The organism is Blastochloris tepida (genome assembly GCF_003966715.1).
GTDB lineage: Bacteria > Pseudomonadota > Alphaproteobacteria > Rhizobiales > Xanthobacteraceae > Blastochloris > Blastochloris tepida.
Map to the genome: position 1 here is coordinate 3,901,399 of NZ_AP018907.1, position 16,279 is coordinate 3,917,677.

At 69.5% G+C, this 16,279-nt stretch carries 13 protein-coding genes; 7 read left to right on the forward strand and 6 right to left on the reverse strand.

Going from position 1 to position 16,279, the window contains the following annotated elements; translation table 11 throughout:
• Window positions 1-16: 16 nt before the first annotated feature.
• Window positions 17-946 (reverse strand): class I SAM-dependent DNA methyltransferase, encoded by a 930-nt coding sequence (locus tag BLTE_RS17700; RefSeq protein WP_126401921.1) that lies wholly within the window; start codon window positions 944-946, stop codon window positions 17-19.
• An 822-nt stretch (window positions 947-1,768) separates the two neighbouring features.
• Here BLTE_RS17700 and BLTE_RS17705 point away from each other — a divergent pair.
• Window positions 1,769-2,113, forward strand: a complete 345-nt coding sequence (locus tag BLTE_RS17705) for a DUF6460 domain-containing protein (protein ID WP_126401922.1) — start codon at window positions 1,769-1,771, stop codon at window positions 2,111-2,113.
• Window positions 2,114-2,120: 7 nt separating this feature from the next.
• Here the strand turns inward: BLTE_RS17705 and BLTE_RS17710 are convergent, their stop codons facing one another.
• A complete protein-coding gene (locus tag BLTE_RS17710) occupies window positions 2,121-3,194 on the reverse strand; it encodes a quinone-dependent dihydroorotate dehydrogenase (RefSeq protein WP_126401923.1) in 1,074 nt (357 codons plus the stop codon).
• Window positions 3,195-3,469: 275 nt separating this feature from the next.
• On the opposite strand from BLTE_RS17710, the gene BLTE_RS17715 reads away from it, so the two are divergent.
• The 3 genes from BLTE_RS17715 (at window position 3,470) to BLTE_RS17725 (ending at window position 5,499) form a co-directional block, all read left to right on the forward strand.
• Window positions 3,470-4,096: a LexA family transcriptional regulator gene (locus BLTE_RS17715; protein ID WP_126401924.1), complete on the forward strand. Its 627-nt coding sequence runs from the start codon at window positions 3,470-3,472 to the stop codon at window positions 4,094-4,096.
• A gap of 107 nt (window positions 4,097-4,203) precedes the next feature.
• Entirely contained in the window at window positions 4,204-4,824 is a 621-nt protein-coding gene (locus BLTE_RS17720; protein WP_126401925.1) for a 2-hydroxychromene-2-carboxylate isomerase, read from the forward strand.
• 66 nt (window positions 4,825-4,890) lie between these two features.
• Window positions 4,891-5,499, forward strand: coding sequence for a hypothetical protein (locus tag BLTE_RS17725; protein WP_126401926.1), 609 nt, complete (start codon window positions 4,891-4,893; stop codon window positions 5,497-5,499).
• Window positions 5,500-5,692: 193 nt separating this feature from the next.
• Here the strand turns inward: BLTE_RS17725 and BLTE_RS17730 are convergent, their stop codons facing one another.
• On the reverse strand, window positions 5,693-6,655 hold the full coding sequence (locus tag BLTE_RS17730; protein ID WP_126401927.1) for an alpha/beta hydrolase: 963 nt from the start codon (window positions 6,653-6,655) through the stop codon (window positions 5,693-5,695).
• 194 nt (window positions 6,656-6,849) lie between these two features.
• Between BLTE_RS17730 and BLTE_RS17735 the strand changes: the two genes are divergently transcribed.
• Both BLTE_RS17735 and BLTE_RS17740 read left to right on the forward strand, forming a co-directional pair.
• Window positions 6,850-7,311 carry a secondary thiamine-phosphate synthase enzyme YjbQ gene (locus tag BLTE_RS17735; protein WP_425290281.1) on the forward strand — a complete coding sequence of 154 codons (462 nt, stop codon included), beginning with the start codon at window positions 6,850-6,852 and terminating at the stop codon, window positions 7,309-7,311.
• Window positions 7,312-7,669: 358 nt separating this feature from the next.
• Window positions 7,670-8,344 carry a response regulator transcription factor gene (locus BLTE_RS17740; protein WP_126401929.1) on the forward strand — a complete coding sequence of 225 codons (675 nt, stop codon included), beginning with the start codon at window positions 7,670-7,672 and terminating at the stop codon, window positions 8,342-8,344.
• Between the two features lie 95 nt (window positions 8,345-8,439).
• On the opposite strand, the gene BLTE_RS17745 is transcribed toward BLTE_RS17740, so the two are convergent.
• Together BLTE_RS17745 and BLTE_RS17750 are read right to left on the reverse strand one after the other, a co-directional pair.
• Window positions 8,440-9,108, reverse strand: a complete 669-nt coding sequence (locus BLTE_RS17745; RefSeq protein WP_126401930.1) for an SOUL family heme-binding protein — start codon at window positions 9,106-9,108, stop codon at window positions 8,440-8,442.
• Between the two features lie 217 nt (window positions 9,109-9,325).
• Window positions 9,326-12,895 carry a hybrid sensor histidine kinase/response regulator gene (locus tag BLTE_RS17750; RefSeq protein ID WP_126401931.1) on the reverse strand — a complete coding sequence of 1,190 codons (3,570 nt, stop codon included), beginning with the start codon at window positions 12,893-12,895 and terminating at the stop codon, window positions 9,326-9,328.
• Between the two features lie 397 nt (window positions 12,896-13,292).
• Here BLTE_RS17750 and BLTE_RS17755 point away from each other — a divergent pair, with 397 nt between their 5' ends.
• Window positions 13,293-13,730: a hypothetical protein gene (locus tag BLTE_RS17755; RefSeq protein WP_174769551.1), complete on the forward strand. Its 438-nt coding sequence runs from the start codon at window positions 13,293-13,295 to the stop codon at window positions 13,728-13,730.
• A gap of 185 nt (window positions 13,731-13,915) precedes the next feature.
• Here the strand turns inward: BLTE_RS17755 and BLTE_RS17760 are convergent, their stop codons facing one another.
• A complete protein-coding gene (locus tag BLTE_RS17760; protein WP_126401932.1) occupies window positions 13,916-15,880 on the reverse strand; it encodes an acetoacetate--CoA ligase in 1,965 nt (654 codons plus the stop codon).
• Window positions 15,881-16,279: the final 399 nt, after the last annotated feature.

Below are 16,279 nucleotides of genomic sequence, written 5' to 3' on the forward strand. Positions count from 1 at the left end.
TCCGAAATCCGGCCGATCAGGCCGGCTGGTTTGGCTTGGCCAGCACCGCCAGCCAGCCCGGCACCGGCGCGCCGGCATCATTGCGGGCGGAGGCGGCGGCGAGCCGCAGCACCTCAAGGCCGGCGGCGGTGGCGCGGCCGCGCACATGATCGGCGCCGTGGCGGTAGCGCAGGCTGGCGTGCAGCTCGATGCCGGCCTCGCTGCGCTCAAAGGTGGCGGCGAACAGCCCGCCCGGCGACAGCACCCGCGCCGCCTGCGCGAACACCGGGCCAAGCTCGCCGACATAGACCAGCGCGTCGGCGGCGACGATCAGGTCGGCCGAGGCGGCCGGCTCGGCGGTCAAGGCGGCCAGCAGATCGGCCTGCAGCAGGTCGTCGTAGCAGCCCTTGCGGCGGGCCTGGGCCAGCATGCCGGCCGACAGATCGATGCCGACGAGTGTTGCGCAATGCGGGCGCAGCAGGGCGCCGGCGAGGCCGGTGCCGCAGCCGAGGTCGAGGCAACGGGTCGCCCGCCAGTGCGGGCCGCGGACAGTGGCGAGCGCATCCTGAAGCAGTTGCGGCCCGACATAGCCCAGCCGGTCGACCAGGGCCGCGTCGAAATCGGCGGCGTACTGGTCGAACAGCGACTGCACGTAGCCGGCGGCCATCGCATCGGCGGCTTGGCCGTCGCCCAGCCGCGCCAGCCGCAGGGCGGCGCCGAGTTCATCGTCCGGGTCGATGTCGCGGGCGTGGCGGAAGGCATCGGCCGCATCCTGGCGCGCGCCCAGGGCGTCGCGCACCTCGCCCAGCGCGAACCAGGCGGCGGCCCAGTCCGGGGCGAGCTCGACCGCCTGCGTCAGCAGGTCGGCGGCAGCGGCAAGATCGCCGTCGCGCCGGTAGGCCAGCGCGAGGTCGTAGCGGCGGTCGGCGATCGGGTCGCCGGAGGAGCGGAAAACGGGCGAGCGCATGCGGACGGCCTTCCTCGACCGGACCGCGCCGTTTCGCAAGAGGCGAGCGCCGCTCCGCCGCGCATTTCCAACGTCCGGATGGGGCGGGGCGGGTGTTTCGTCCCGATCCGCGACAGGCGATGTCGCGTCCGGTCCGTCGTTTTCGAACGGTGACGGAACGGACCATGTCCGAATCGCGGGCAGGAGTTGGCCAAGCGAGTCGGGTTTCTGAAAGGTTAGCGCAGGATGGCGCCGGAGCGGGGCGTCCCGATCTGCGACAGGCGGGGTTCCGTCCGGTCCGTCGTTTTCGAACGGCGCCGGAACGGACCATGTCCGAATCGCGGGCAGGAGTTGGCCGAGCGAGTCGGGTTTCTGAAAGGTTAGCGCAGGATGGCGCCGGCGCGGGCCGTCCCGATCTGCGACAGGTGGAGCCCCGCCCGGTCCGTCGTTTTCGAACGGCGCCGGAACGGACCATGTCCGAATCGCGGGCAGGAGTTGGCCGAGCGAGTCGGGTTTCTGAAAGGTTAGCGCCGGGTGGCGCCGGCGCGGGCCGTCCCGATCTGCGACAGGTGGCGTTCCGCCCGGCCCGTCGATTTCGAACGGGCGCCGAACGGACCATGTCCGAATCGCGGGTTGGCGGGGTGCCGCGGCCGCGCCGGCCTTGAATGGCGGCGTCCGTCATCCAATTATGCGGCTTCCGGCTGATCCCCTCGGGATGCCGGAAACGGTCTCGCCGAAAAATCCTTGCTCCGAACAGGATTTTTCGGCGATCGGAATACGGCTCTCCGGCTTGATCAGCCGGAAACCGTATCATGCGGGTGCTTTGCCGCGCCGGAGGCTGCCATGACCTATCCCGATCCCGCGTCCCCGCCTCCGTTCGAGCGCGGCCCGCGCGCCGCGCCGTCCACGGTCGACCGGTTCTTCGGCGGCCCGCCGGTGTGGGTGGTGCTGCGGCTGCTGATGCTGTCGCTGGTGGTCGGCGTCATCCTGTCGGTGATCGGCCTCGACCCGCTCAACATCATCCAGTCGCTGGGCGATTTCGTGCGCTGGGTGGTCAAGCGGTTCGAGGACTTCTTCCACCTCGGCTTCGAGGCGGTCGAGCGGATCATCCGCTACGTGCTGCTGGGCGCGGCGGTGGTGGTGCCGATCTGGCTGCTGGTGCGGCTGTTCAAGGTCAGCGAGCGCTGACTTCCGCTCATTTTGTTCTGGCCCAACGGTCGGCGCCCGAGCCGACCGCGTCGGCGATTTGCGCAAATCCGCCCTCGGCGAGCTTCGCCAGCAGCGTCGACTTGATGTCGCCGATCAGGCCGAGGCCCTTGAACACCATGCCGGAATAGAGCTGCACCAGCGTCGCCCCGGCCTCGATCTTGGCCCAGGCGGTCTCGCCCGACTCGACGCCGCCGACGCCGATCAGCGCGAACGCACCCTCGGCCCGCTGGTAGGTGTGGGCGAGCAGGCGCGTCGAGGGTTCGAACAGCGGCCGGCCGGACAGGCCACCGGCCTCCTTGGCCTGCGGGTCCTTCAGCGTCGCCGGCCGGGCGATGGTGGTGTTGGAGACCACCATGCCGTCGAGGCCGCGCCGCTTCACCACCGCCACCATGGCGTCGAGTGTCCCGAGATCGATGTCGGGAGCGATCTTGAGCAGCAGTGGCCGGCGCCGGGCCGCCGCCTCGCGCGCCTCGACGCAGCGGGCGACGAGGTCGTCGAGGGCGGCCGCCGCCTGCAGGTCGCGCAGGCCCGGGGTGTTGGGCGATGAGACGTTGAGGGTGAAGTAGTCGGCGACCGGCGCGAATGCCGCGATCAGCCGCACATAGTCGGCGGCGCGGTCGGCCGAATCCTTGTTGGCGCCGAGATTGAGCCCGACCACCCCGCCGCGGCCGGCCCGGGCGGCAAGGCGCGCCCGCACGCGCTCCATCCCGTCATTGTTGAAGCCGAAGCGGTTGATCAGCGCCTGATCGGCCAGCAGGCGGAAGGCGCGCGGGCGCGGATTGCCGGGCTGCGGGCGCGGCGTCACCGCGCCGGCCTCGACGAAGCCGAAGCCGAGCCGGAGCAGCGCGTCGGGCACCTCGGCGTTCTTGTCCATGCCGGCGGCGGCGCCGAGCGGATTGGGAAAGCTGAGCCCGAACGCCTTGACCGCCAGCCGCGGATCGTCGGCTTCCGGCTTCGGCAGCGGCGCCAGCCTGAGCCCGGCCAGAAACAGCGCGTGGACCTGCTCCGGATCCATGGCGAGCAGGAGCGGGCGGGACAGGCGATCGAGAAGGCGGATCATCGGTGCGGTTTCCGTGGGCGCGGGGGCGGCGCACGCTAGAGCATTTTCCGCAAAAGTGGATACCGAACGGTCGTCAGAACCCGGCTTGGCTGTGGCGGTGGGGCTGTGGATTTCCCAGGGTTGTGACCGATATTTCGAAGATGCCGCGGGGACTTTCATTGAATGAAAAGGGCTTTCAAAGGGCAACAATCCCATTGAGCGCACCCGGCGCGTGGACATTAAGACGGAAGTCCTTATACTGGAAAGAAAGCCAAGAAGTCGTTTCGGAGGAAATCGTGCTGACCCATGGGGAGATCTGGGCCGCAATCGACAAGCTCGCCGAACGGCACGGCCTGTCGACCTCGGGCTTGGCCAAGCGGGCCGGCCTCGACCCCACGACATTCAACCGGTCCAAGCGCATCACCTCGGACGGGCGGCCGCGCTGGCCGTCGACCGAGTCGATCGCCAAGATCCTGTCGGCGACCGGCGAGAGCGTCGATGCCTTCATGTCGCTGCTGTCGGGCATCTCGACGACGCGGCGCACCGTGCCGCTGATCGGTCTTGCCCAGGCCGGCGAGGGCGGCATCTTCGACGACGCCGGCTTTCCGGTCGGCACCGGATGGGACGCGGTGGAGTTTCCGGCGATCGGCGACGAGAACGCCTATGCGCTGGAGATCACCGGCGATTCCATGGCCCCGGCCTATCGCGACGGCTGCGTGGTGATCGTCTCGCCCAATTCGCCGGTGCGCCGGGGCGACCGGGTGGTGGTCCGGCTCAAGAACGGCGAGGTGATGGCCAAGGAGCTCAAGCGCCTGTCCGCCAAGACGCTGGAGCTGAAGTCGCTCAATCCCGAGCACGCCGATCTCAGCTACGGCCGCGAGGACGTCGCCTGGATCGCCCGCATCCTGTGGGCCAGCCAGTGAGGGCAGGGAGCGGCGCGGAGGTTGTGGTTCCTCGACCGGCGCTGCGGGCGAGAATGATCTAAAGTGGCGGCGCCTGCCGTCCCGTCCCCGCGCTCCGGACCGCCGCCATGCCCGACACCGTCGAATACTTCTTCTCGCTCGTCTCGCCCTGGGCCTATCTCGGCCACGGCCACCTGCTCGACATCGCCGACCGCTATCGCGCGCGGCTGGTTTTCCGGCCGGTCCATCTCGGCCCGGTGTTCGAGGCGACCGGCGGGTTGCCGCTGGCCAAGCGCCATCCGGTGCGCCAGCGCTATCGGCTGGTCGAGCTGCAGCGCTGGCGGCTCAAGCGCGGCGTGCCGCTCAATCTCCAGCCCAAGCATTGGCCGTTCGATGTCGGGCTCGCCGACCGGTTGGTGATCGCGGCGGACGCCGCCGATGCCGACACCGGCGCGCTTGTGCAGCGGCTGTTCGAAGGGGTGTGGGCACGCGACGAGAACCTCGCCGATCCGGCAACGCTTGTTGCGATTGCCGGCGGGCTCGGCCTCGACGGCGCGGCGCTGCTCGAAGAGGCCGAGTCTGCCGCAGTGAAAGCCGCCTATGACGAGAACGGGCGCCGGGCGATCAGCCTCGATGTGTTCGGCTCGCCCTCCTATGTGCGCGGCGGCGAGGTGTTCTGGGGGCAGGACCGGCTCGACCTGCTGGCCGACGCGCTGGCCTCCGGCCGGCGGCCATTCGCGCGCGGCTGACGTCCGCCACCCTACTGCTGCCATCACCCGCGCCCCATATTGGGCGCGAAACAGGGAGGATGCGCGATGACGGGTCGGCTTTCGATTCGCATGGCGGCGATGGGCCTGCCGCTCGCCGGACTGGCGGTCGTCGGTCCGGTGCCGGCCATGGCGCAGGCGCCGCAGAGCGTGCCGCAGATCATGGCCCCGGCCGAGCAGCCGCCGGGGACGAACGAGCCCGGCCGCTTCAGCTTCGCGCCGGTCGAGGGCGGGGTAATGCGGCTCGACACCCGCACCGGCGACGTCTCGCATTGCGCGCGCCGCACCGCCGGCTGGACCTGCGAGGCGGTGGCCGACGACCGGGCGGCGCTGCAGGCCGAGATCACCCGCCTCGCCACCGAGAATGAGCGCCTCGCCGCCCGGGTGGCGAACCTGGAGCGCCAGATCGAGCAGAGCCGGGTCGGCCCGCCGCCGGTGCCGCCGGGCGACGTGCCCAACGCCCAGCGCCCGCCGCAGCCGCCCCCCGGCCAGGGGCTGGGCCGCGACCTGCCGAGCGACGCCGAGGTCGACCGGGTGATGAGCTTCGTCGAGCGGGTGTTCCGGCGGTTCATGTCGATGGTGGAAACGCTGCGGCCCGACGCCCCGCCGCCGTCTCCACCCCAGTCGCAGCCCCAGTCGGCGCCGGAGAGGATCTGATACGGTTTCCGGTTGATCCCTTCGGGATACCGGAAACGATCTTGCCGAAAAACCCTTGATCGGATGAGGATTTTTCGGAGAACGGCATACGGTTCTCCGGCTTGATCAGCCGGAAACCGTATGATGCGATTCCTGCGATTCCTGCGATTCCTGCGATTCCTGCGATTCCTGCGGTGCCTGCTTGGGCTGCCGCTCACCCCAGGCCGGCGAGGAAGGATTCGCTGCGCGCCAGGCTGTCCTCGGTCATGTCGCTTTCGAAATAGGTGAAGGCGTGGCAGCCGCCGGGATAGACGGCGAGCTCGGCGCGGTGGCCGGCCGCCGCCCAGCGCGCGGCCAGGAACAGCGTGTCGTCGATCAGCGGATCGCGGGTGCCGACGGTGAACAGGGCCGGCGGCAGGCCGGCGAGGTTGGCGCGGAGCGGTGAGATGTCGGGGTCGAGCAGGCTGCCGCCATTGGCCAGGAAGCAGCGCACGAACATGCGGATGTCGCGGGTGTTGAGCACCAGCTTCTCGCTGCCCCAATTGGCGGCGCTTGGCGTCAGCGCCAGATCGTAGCAGCCGGCCACCAGATTGGCGCCGCGGAACGGGCGCAGGCCGTGCCGGTCGCGCAGCCGGCACATGGTGACCACCGACAGGTGCGCGCCCGCCGATTCGCCGCCGATGGCGAGCCGGTTCGTGCCGAACCGCCGGATGCCGTCGCGCACCACCCACAGGGCCGCGGCTTCGCAATCGTCGGGGCCGGCGGGATGCGGGTGCTCGGGCGCCAGCCGGTATTCCACCGACAGGCAGACGAAGCCGGCATAATCGGCGATGCGTTCGAGCTGCGGATCCTGCTGGTCGGCGCCGCCGAGCGTCCAGCCGCCGCCATGGATGTGCAGATAGATGCCGCGCGGCTGGCCGCGCGGGGCGATCATCCGCAGCCCGACATTGCCGCCCGGCCCCTTGATGGTGATGGTCTCGGCGCGGGGGCTCTTGGGCGCCAGCGGGAAGGGCCCGAGCCCGCGCGCCCGCCGCTCGCGGATCACCGCGGGCGGAAAGGTCCAGGGGTCGGGCAGGCTGGTCAACTTGTCGACGATGGTGGTGTTGAGGGCGCGGGTGTCGAGGCTGATCGCCGCATCGGTGAACACGGAGGCATCGGGGAAGATGAGTGCGGACATGGTGGGCGGGGTCTCGGCTGGCGGGGGCTCGGCTGGCGATGTCTCGGGGGCGATGTCTGGGTGGTGGGAATCCTGATCGGGGATGGCAGCATGGGCCGCTGTCGGTCCGGCGCGCAAAGTCTATAACCTGACGGGGAGAGCGGCACGCGGTTTCGCGCAGGCGGTGCACGCGCCGGTGGACATCAGCAGGGAGGATGCGCATGCCTGTCCGTCGCGGCCCGCTTGCGGCCGGTGACGTCGCGCGCTGGGCCTCGGCCACGCTGGAGGTCGCAACCCGCGGCCGCGGGCTGGTGGAGATCACCGCCGAGCTTGCCGCCTTCGTCGCCGATGCCGGGCTCGGCGACGGGCTTCTCACCGTGTTCTGCCGCCACACCTCGGCATCGCTCACCATCCAGGAGAACGCCGATCCGGACGTGCGCACCGACCTTCTCACCGCGCTCGACCGGCTGGCGCCGGAGAACGCCGGCTGGATCCATCGCAGCGAAGGGCCGGACGACATGCCGGCGCACATCAAGGCCATGCTCACCGGCACTTCGCTCGGCATCCCGATCGTCGGCGGCCGGCTTGCGCTCGGCACCTGGCAGGGGGTCTATGTGGTCGAGCACCGGGCGCGGGCGCACCGGCGCGAGGTGGTGCTGCAGGCCATGGGTGCGTGAGACGGGTTCCGGTCTATCCCTTCGGGATGATGCCGGGTGCGGGTGTGGCGGCGGCATCCACCGCCGGCGGTTGTTGCCGGAAACGGTTGCCGGCGGACTGGTTGCGAAACGGACTTGTGCTGAAGCCCGCCAGCGGTTTCAAGCCACCTTGCACTCGCAGGTCCGTGGGTTGACAATGTGAACGATTTCCGGGCGATCACGTCGTGAGCCGCGGAAGCGGACCTGCCGAACCTCTTTCTTCGGGAACAGGCTGTTCGGCGACCGGAAGACGAAATTCCGGCTGCAGGCGCCGGATGTCGTGAATTGCCGCGTCAACGTCCGGGCAACAGGCGGGCGTCGTCGGCCAGCGGGGGAATGCGTGGAGGATACGAGCGGTTATCGGGTCGTCATCGCAGATGATCACCCGCTGTTCAGAGGTGCACTGCGGGAGGCTTTGGGCAAGCTGTTCCCGCAGGCGGTGGTGGTCGAGGCCGGCACGTTCGACGAGCTGCAGGCGCTGATCGAGCGCGACAGCGGCGTCGATCTCGTGCTGCTCGACCTGACCATGCCGGGCGCGCGCGGATTTTCGGGGCTGATGTATCTGCGCGGCCAGTATCCCTCCATTCCGGTGGTGGTGGTCTCGGCCAATGAGGACGCGGCGGTGATCCGCCGCTGCGTCGAGTTCGGCGCCTCGGGCTTCATTCCCAAGACGCTGGCGGTGGAAGGCATGCGCACTGCCATCCGCACCGTGCTGGAAGGCGGCGCCTGGATTCCGCCGGACGTCGATCTGGCGACCGGCTCGGATCCCGAGACCAGCGAGCTGGTGGCGCGGCTGTCGTCGCTGACGCCGCAGCAGATGCGGGTGCTGATGATGCTGTCGGAGGGGCTGCTCAACAAGCAGATCGCCCACGAACTGTCGGTGTCCGAGGCGACGGTGAAGGCCCACGTCTCGGCCATCCTGCAGAAGCTCGGGGTGGAGAGCCGCACCCAGGCGGTGATCGCCGCCTCCAAGATCGAACTGGTCAACTGGGCGGCGCAGGGCGCACCCAACTGACCGGGCTTTCCGCGTTCGCGCGCCGCGTCATCCGTGGCGCGCCACTCTCTCGTGGATACGGGCTCCGGCTTGATCTGCCGGAGCCCGTTTCAAGCTCAGTTCCGCATGCTCACCGCCACCGCCGCCTCGTTGCGGCGCAGGAAGGGCAGCGTGAACGGCCCGTCATAGTAGAGCGCGAAGGGCTCGTCCGCCGGCTGCCACGCCGTGCCCCGGAGCCTCTTCACAAGCTCCCACTGGCGCTCCGCCATCTCCCAGCCGACGCCCGAGAACCGCCGCACCGCAACGGTCTCGCCCGGCACGGTGACGAGCTTCACCCGAGGGTCGGTCGGACGCGGCGCGGTTTCGGCCGTCAGGCTCGCCGGCAGGAAGAAGCGGATCCGCCCGGCACTGCCGCTCTCCGCCATCTCGACCGGCGCGGTCATGGCGATCTTTTCGGCCTTGGCGGTCTTTTCGGAGTCCGTCTCCTTTCCGGACGTGCGCATCTCCACCGGCACGGTCATGGCGATCTTGTTGACGCCCGGTGCGCCCTGATTGGCGCCGGCGATGTAGTTGAACAACAGCATGAAGGCGTCGCCGCCGTCGCGCCCGCCGGTTTTCGGATATTCGACCTCGGCGGCGAGACGCGGCGCATAGCGGCGGATCTCGATGTCCTCTCCGACATGGCCGACCACCTGATAGGCCGGCTCCTCATAGAGACGGACGCCGAAGGTGCCGGCCACGGTTTCCAGCACCAGCGCGGAATAATAGGCGACGTTCTGCAGCATCGCGCGAACTCCAAATCGGGGAACAAAGCGGTCCCGCGCACCATGCGCGCCGCATGTTTTCGTCAGGAGATACGCGCCACAACCGGCGCAGATCATGCCGCCGGGTAACGGGCGTGTGATGAGCAGGGCGCCGGGAGACCGTTTCGCGATCCCGGAAACCGCGTGAGCCGCCGCATTCGCTTTCGCAAAGTCGGTTCCCGCCGTTGCGGAGACGGCTCTACTCCGCCGCCCGGCGCGCCATGCGCCAGCGCGCGAGCAGCGCCCTGAGCGCCGCCGGATTCACCGGCTTGTTGAGAAGCTGGACGTTCTTCTCGCGCGCCTCTTCGCGCAAAGCCGGCGAGCGGTCGGCGGTGATCAGCACCGCCGGGGTCTCGGCGCCGAGCCGCCAGCGCAGCACCACCACCGCATCCAGGCCGTTGCCCTGGTCGAGGTGATAGTCGACCAGCAGCACGTCGGGCGTCGGCATGGTTTCGCGCAAAGCCGTGCGGGCCATCTCCAGCGAGGTGGCGGTGGCCACCTGACAGCCCCAATTGGACAGCAGCGCCACCATGCCGTCGAGAATGGCCGGCTCGTTGTCGAGCGCCAGCACCGACATGCCGGCGAGCGGCGCCTGGGTGGCGGGGACGATCTGCGGCGAGGCCAGCGCCAGATCTGGCAGCGAGGCCACCCGCGGCAGCTCCACGGAGAAGGTCGAGCCCTCGCCCGCGGCCGAGCGCAGGTGGATGCGGTGCTGCAGCACGGCGGCGAGGCGCTCGACGATCGACAGGCCGAGCCCCAGGCCGCGCGCCGCCCGGGCGCCGGGCTCCAGGCGCTGGAACTCCTTGAAGATCAGCTTCTGCTGGGAGGCCGGAATGCCGAGCCCGGTGTCGTGCACCTCGATCTGGGCGCGCCCGCCGCGCCGGCGCACGCCGACCAGCACGCGGCCGTGCGGGGTGTACTTGATGGCGTTGGAGACGAGGTTCTGCACCAGCCGGCGCAGCAGCCGCCGGTCGGAGCGCACCGCGATCGAGGAGCGCACGAAGGTGAGCTTGAGATCCTTCTCGGCCGCCATCGGCGCGAACTCGGTCTCGAGCTGGGCCAGCACGTCGCTGATGCGGAACACCGAGATCTCGGCCTTGAGGGCGCCGGTGTCGAGCCGCGAGATCTCCAGGAGCGCGCCGAGGATCTCCTCGACCGCCTCCAGCGAGGCATCGACATTGCGGGTCAGGCGGGCGTTCTCGCTCTCGCCGTCGGCCCGCTCGACCAGCGCGGCGGTGTAGAGGCGGGCGGCGTTGAGCGGCTGCAGCACGTCGTGGCTGGCGGCGGCGAGAAAGCGCGTCTTGGAGAAGTTGGCCTCCTCGGCCACCGCCTTGGCGCGCTTGAGCTCGATATTGAGCCGGGTCAGCTCCTCGGTGCGCTCGCGCACCCGCCGCTCCAGCGTCTCGTTGGCGCGCTCCAGCGTCTCGGCCGCCGTCACGCTGTCGGTGATGTCGGTCAGTGTCATCACCGTGCCGCCGTCGGGCATGCGGTTGGCGCGCACCTCGATGACCGTGCCGGAGGCCGGCAGGCGCTCCTGCACCGTTTCCAGCCGGACGGCGTAGCGCTCGACGCGGTTGATGACGATCGCCTCGATCTCGCCCGGACCGAGACCGCCGGTGGCGGCGATGACGCGCACCAGTTCGTCGAGGCCGACACCGAGCCGCACCATGTCGGGCGGGATGTCGAGCATCTCGCCGAAGCGGCGGTTCCAGCAGATCAGCCGCAAATCCTTGTCGAACACCGCGATGCCCTGGCGGACATGGTCGAGCGCGGTCTGCAGGATCTCGCGATTGTAGTGGAAGGCGGCCGAGGCGTCGTCGAGCAGCTTGAGCGCGGCCTTGGTCGACACCGTGCGCTTGCGCAAGAGCAGCGACAGGACGAGGCGGGAGGAGGCGGCGCCGATGGCCGACGACAGCAGGAACTCGGCATGGCGCAGCAGGTGGATGTCGGCCTCGCGGTCGGGATCGAGCAGGATGCGCCGGGCATCGGCGAAGCTTTCGAACGCCCGTCGTGCGCGCTCCTCGCCAAGGTAGCGGGCCACCGTGGCGATCAGCTCGCCGACGGTGAGCGAGGTTCGCCACAGGCGGAAGCTGTGGCTCATGGCCACCGTTTCGGCATCGACGAACACATTGGCCTGCAGCTGCTCGATCGGCTGGGCCGGGCGGGTCAGCGAGGTGCAGACGAAGCAGGCGATGTTGGCGCCGAGCGACCACAGCACGCCATGGGTGAGGGGGTCGAGCTCCAGGCCGAACAGCCCCTGCGGCTTGAGGAAGAACAGGCCGAACGGTCCCTCGGTCAGGATCGAGGGGTCGAGGTGGCCGGCATCGGCGAAGCTCGGCAGCAGCAGCGTGTAGGCCCACACCAGTGTGCCGACGACGAGGCCGGCAATGGCGCCGCGCGCATTGGCGCCGCGCCAGAACAGGCCGCCGAAGAAGGCCGGCGCGAACTGCGCCACCGCGGCAAACGACAGAAGGCCGATCTGGGCGAGCTGGCCGGTGCCGGCATTGCGGTAATAGAGATAGGCCAGCGCGAGCACGGCGATGATGGCGATGCGGCGCGTCGCCAGCACCAGCAGGGTCATGTCGCCGGGACGCGGCACCCTGGCCGGCAGTAAGCCCGCGGGCGGCTCGGCCGACGCCTCGGCATTGAGCCGGCGGCGCAGGATCAGCGGCATCACCAGCCCGTTGGAGACCATGATCGAGATCGCCACGCATTCGACGATCACCATGGCGGTGGCCGCCGACAGACCGCCGATGAAGGCGATCAGCGCGACGGTGTCGGAGCCCGCCGACAGCGGCAGCTCCAGCACGTACATGTCGCCGTCGACCGAGCCGGGGGGGAAGCTGATCAGGCCGGCGATCGCCACCGGCACCACGAACAGGTTGATCAGCAGCAGATAGAGCGGAAACAGCCAGGCCGCCCGGCGGATCTCGTCCTCATTGTTGTTCTCCACCACCGCCACGTGGAATTGGCGCGGCAGCAGCAGGATGGCGAAGAACGACAGCAGCGTCATGGTCACCCAGGCCGGGCCGAAATCCTCCTTCCTCAGCGGCGCCACCAGCTCGGGATGCCGGGCGGCCTGACCGAACAGGTCGCTCGGCCCGTCGAACATCACGAACATCACGAACGCGCCGACCATCAGGAAGGCGATGAGCTTGACCACCGACTCGGTGGCGATCGCCAGCATCAGCCCTTCCTGATGCTCGGTGGCGTCGGTGTGGCGGGTGCCGAACAGGATGGCGAACATCGCCATCGACATCGCCACGAACAGCGACAGGTCGCCGATCCAGGTCGTCGTGGTGACCGGAATGTGGATGCCGAGGTGGCCCAGCATGGTGGTGAGCGACGCCGACACCGCCTTGAGCTGAAGCGCGATGTAGGGCACCGCGCCCACGACCGCGAGCACGGTGACCAGCGCCGCCACCGCCTGGTTCTTGCCGTAGCGGGCGGCGATGAAGTCGGCGATCGAGGTGATGTTCTGCGCCTTGGCCAGCCGCACCACGCGGATCAGCAGCGGCCATGCGAAGCCGATCAGGATGATCGGGCCGATATAGATGGCCAGGAAGTCGAAGCCGGCGTGCGAGGCGAGGCCGACCGAGCCGAAGAACGTCCAGCTCGTGCAGTAGACCGCGAGCGACAGCGGATAGATGAAGCGCCGGGTGCGCCGCTCGACGCCGCGCAGGCGCAGCCGGTCGCCCAGGCTCGCGACCAGGAACAATAGGCCGATATAGGCCAGCGCCAGCGTGACGACGACCCAGCCCTGCAGCATCGGTTCTCCCGCAACTCCACCTTTGCCGGCCGCGTCCGGCGCCCCGCCGTCACAAGGTTTGCGGCGAGGCCGTCCCCGGCATCCCGATGGGACCAGCCGGAAACCGCATCAGGTCATCACGCCGCTGCCGGCCTGTCCAGCCCGCGCGCGGCCGTGGGGCGCCCGCAAGATCGGTCCAGGTGTTCCGCGAGGTCCGACGAGCCGGCGCGGCCGAGGGCGGGCAGGATGACATCAGGATGAACGAGTGTGACCCATTCGACACATCGGCATTAACGGCTTGTTTCCCAAGCCGTTGCACCCTGCGGCTACAACTTGGCCGCGCCCGCTCGGGCGGCCCGGGCCTTGCATCGCCGGATGCGCTGTGGTCTGAGTGGAATCAACTGGCTAGGGGGAACTCATGTCGCTGCGCACGGCCATCGCTGCTGCTCTCGTCATCGCCGCGACCCCGGCTTTGGCTGAGAACCTGAACGCCCAGCAGGCCCGCGAGTTCGTGGTGGGCCGGCACTTCGCTTTCGTCTGCTTCGACGGCACCGCCGGTCAGGGCCGGGTGCAGGGCGACGGCTCGGTCTCCGGCCGCATTCGCCTGCAGGGCAACGCGCCCGAACGCTATGTGACGCTGCCGCGCGACACGCTGCGCGTGCGCGGCGACGCGGTGTGCGCCTCGGTCAAGGGGCTGGCGTTCGAGCCGTGCTTCGATGTGATCAAGACCAGCGCCCGCACCTTCCGCGGCACGCTGGCGGGCGTCCCCGGCCTGTGGTGCGACTTCACCCGCGGCGGCCGCCCCGGCTTCGCCTCGGCGCCGCGCCGCACCGCGCTCAATCAGGCCTCGAACTGATCCGGGCAGGCGGACGCTCAAGCCGCCACAGGATCGACAAGCCGCCGCATATCTAGACTCTGGGGTTAGGATTTGGGTGGCCGGGACGAAGCCCGGCCACGACGACGCGACGCGCTTCACGCATTGGCAATATGGACGCCTTCATCGCTCTCCCGTGACGGGAGAGCGATGCGCGCGCAAGACACCTACGTCCCCAACTCGCTCAGCCCCTCGAACAGCGCCAGTGCCTCCGGATTGGCCAAGGCCTCGGTGTTCTTCACCGGGCGGCCGTGAACGATGTCGCGCACCGCGAGCTCGGTGATCTTGCCCGAGCGCGTGCGCGGAATGTCGGCGACGCGGAGGATCTTGGCCGGCACGTGGCGCGGCGAGGCGCCGGTGCGGATCTTGTCCTTGATCCGCTTGATCAGCCCGTCGTCGAGCTCGACCCCCTCCTTGAGGCGCACGAACAGCACCACCCGCACGTCGTGTTCCCAGTCCTGGCCGATGGCGATCGCCTCGATCACCTCGGGGATCTGCTCCACCTGGGCGTAGATCTCGGCGGTGCCGATGCGCACGCCGCCGGGGTTGAGCGTGGCGTCCGAGCGGCCGTGGATGACCATGCCGCCATTGGCCGTCCACTCGGCGAAGTCGCCGTGGCACCACACGCCGGGGAAGCGGTCGAAATAGGCCGAGCGGTACTTGGTGCCGTCCGGGTCGTTCCAGAACTTTACCGGCATCGAGGGGAAGGCCTTGGTGCACACCAGCTCGCCGCGCTCGCCCCGCACCGGGCGGCCGTCCTCGCTCCACACGTCGACCGCCATGCCGAGTCCCGCCGCCTGGATCTCGCTGCGATAGACCGGCGAGGTGGGATCGCCGAGCACGAAGCAGGAGACGATGTCGGTGCCGCCGGAGATCGAGGCGAGGTGCACGTCCTTCTTGATGTGGTCGTAGACGTAGTCGAAGCTCTCCGGCGCCAAGGGCGAGCCGGTCGAGGTGATCAGCCGCAGGGCGGAGAGGTTGTGGGTCGAGGCCGGGTCGAGCCCCGCCTTCTTGCAGGCGTCGATATATTTCGCCGAGGTGCCGAACAGCGTCACCCGCTCGAACTGGGCATAGTCGTAGAGCACGGTCTGGGTCGGCGAGAACGGCGAGCCGTCGAACAGGATGATGGTCGCCTCGCTGGCCAGCGCCGAGGCCAGCCAGTTCCACATCATCCAGCCCAGCGTGGTGAAGTAGAACACCCGGTCGCCGGGCCTGACGTCGCAGTGCAGCCGGTGCTCCTTCAGATGCTGCAGCAGCGTGCCGCCGGCGCCATGGACGATGCACTTCGGCACGCCGGTGGTGCCGGAGGAATAGAGAATGTAGAGCGGCGTCGCGAAGGGCAGCCGCACATAGGTGACGGGCTGCGCCTCGAACGGGGCGAGGAAGCCGGCGAGCGGCAAGCCGTTGGGCAGGCGGGCGGCCACCGCTCCGGCCTCGCCGAGATAGGGGACGATCACCACCCGCTCGACGCTGGGAAGCTCGGCGGCGATGGCGGCGAGCTTGTCGCCGATCGCGATGCGCTTGCCGGCGTACCAGTAGCCGTCGGCCGAGACGAACACCTTGGGCTCGATCTGGCCGAAGCGGTCGAGTACGCCGCGCTCGCCGAAATCGGGCGAGCAGGAGGAGAACACCGCGCCGAGCGAAGCGGTCGCCAGCATCAGCGCCACCGCCTCGGGCATGTTGGGCAGCATTGCCGCGACGCGGTCGCCGACGCCGACGCCGGCCGCGGCCAGCGCCTGCTGCAGGCGCGACACCAGCGCGTTCAGCTCCGCCCAGCTCAGGCGCCGTTCCAGCTTGTCCTCGCCGCGGAACACCAGCGCGGTGGTGGCGTCATTGCGGCGCAGCAGGTTCTCGGCGAAATTGATCCGGGCATCGGGGAAGAAGCGGGCGCCGGGCATGGCGTCGTCGATCAGGACACGCTCGCCCCGCTCGCCGATCACGCCGCAATAGTCCCAGATCAGGTCCCAGAAGGCTTCCCGCTCGGCGATCGACCAGGCGTGAAGCTCGGCGTAGGAGGTGATCGGCCGGCCGGCCCGCCGCTCGGCGGCGCGCATGAACTCGGCGAGGTTGCTTGAGGCCACCCGCTCGGGGGCAGGCCGCCACAGCGGGGTTTGGGAACCCGGATGAGACATGTCTTCCTCCCAGGGATGCGCGTCGCTCGGGTCTTGGTTGAGATGTTCCCGATGCAACGGATTGCGGCAAATCTACCGGAGCAATTCGGGCAAGTCATACGAAATCCGGTCCGCCGGGGGCACTCTCCCCTCCGCCGTTGGTCGGAGAAAGCCGTTTTCGGACAAGGCCGTTCGGCCGATGCGCGGCTGGCCGCGGGGAGGGGGAGGCGCGCCGGCTCGTCCCTCGGGCGCGCGGTCGCCAGTCCGGGTCCTTGGCCCGGCCGTGATGTCAGGCCGCAACCTGTGGGCCGCGGCGGCGGGACGCGCGTGGCGTGCGCTGACACGGTCTGCAATGAATTTTGACCTGACATTCACCTTTGCCGCGTAGGATGACAGCGCTGTTCCGGCGAGTCGATCGGG